Origin of the sequence: Methylobacterium sp. R2-1 (assembly GCF_014191355.1) — a bacterium.
Lineage (GTDB): Bacteria > Pseudomonadota > Alphaproteobacteria > Rhizobiales > Beijerinckiaceae > Methylobacterium.
The window spans coordinates 1-1,365 of record NZ_JACHWM010000044.1 but is presented as its reverse complement, the minus strand read 5'-3'; the positions used below and the strand labels follow the sequence as shown (position 1 = coordinate 1,365).

General features: G+C 66.2%; 1 protein-coding gene. It reads right to left on the bottom strand.

Going from position 1 to position 1,365, the window contains the following annotated elements; translation table 11 throughout:
• On the bottom strand, positions 1-1,365 hold a 1,365-nt coding region (locus tag FHU13_RS27270; RefSeq protein WP_183438950.1), incomplete at both ends, for a carbohydrate porin.

Genomic DNA, 1,365 nt, shown 5'->3' with positions numbered 1-1,365 from the left:
TAGCCCGGTGCGAGTCCGAGGAGGGTTCCGAGCGGAACGACGAGGGTGAAGCCGCCGTAGAATCCGTCCTTGGCGCGGCGCGCGGTGAAGGGGTTCCAGAACGAGTTCGGGTTGACCACGTACTGCACCACCGGCTCGACGATCACGCCCGCGCCGACATCGAAATGCGCGTTGGCCTCGAAGATGAACTTGTCACGCGCGTACGGCGCGCCCGACCCGCCCGAGATGAAGTTCGCGTCCGACAGGAACTGCGTGTAGTTCTCCGACAAGCGCTGCCAGTTCATCTTCAGCCCGTAGGTGTCGTTCGGCCGGCTCTGGTCGGGCGCCTGCAGCAGCACGCCGACAAACGAGTTGAAGCGGATCGGCACCGTCGGGTCGAAGGAATAGCCTGTGCCGGTGTAGAGCGAGATCGCGGTGGGGTGCGGGTTGGCCACAAGCCCGCCATCGGCGCGCCAGACCGTCTGCGTGCCGGTCAGAACGAGGCCCGAGGTGCCCGACTTCTGCAGCGCCGGGGTGCCGGGGTTCAGGCCCTTGGAGGTGCCGAACACCGTCTTGAAGTTGTCGTCGTGATCGGCCGTGTTGAAGAAGCCGGTGAGCGAGGCGCGGCCCGGATAGGCGGTCACCGTGTAGTCGGTCTTGTAGCCGATCTCGGTCATGACGAGCGCGCCCGAGAGGCGCTCGTAGCCCCAGTCGTAGCCGGACAGCGCGTTGGTGCCGGGGTTCACCGAGAAGGCGCCGGCCTGGATGTAGGTGGTCGGCGAGATCTGGTAGGCGGCATTCGCCCCCCAGACGGCGTAGAGCGGCGAGGTGAAGCCGGCGTTGATGTAGAACAGGTCCTGGAAGCAGGAGTTGATCGAGTTGCACGGCGGCAGACCGTAGTATCGATCCGGGTGGGTGCGGCCGAATTCGACGACGAGGCGGTCGTCGAGGAGCTTCTGCTCGTAGGTGAGCAGCGAGAGGCGGTTGGAGTTGGGATTGTAGGGCGGCTGGTAGCCGACGGTGGTGTCGCCGATATCGGCGGCCATGTTGAGGTTGCGCACGAGGCCGAAGAAGGTCTGCGTGAACTTGATGGTGCCGCCGGCGATGTTGGCGAGCTTCTGCATGTCGGCGGACATGGAGAGGACGAAGTAGGCGGAGTTGGACTGCTCGCCGGTGCGCAGGCCGGCGGAGGGGTTGGCCTGGTAGAAGTCGTAGATGTTGATGTCGAAGGTGAGCCCGCGGGCGGCCATGTCGGTGGCCCATGGGGCGAGCGGTCCGGTGCGGACGGGATCGGCGGGCTTTTCGGCGATGCGGGGATCGGTACGCGGCTGCGTCTGATCGTTGAACTGGCCCACCGGCGAGGGCTGCTGCGCCAGCGCTCCGGTG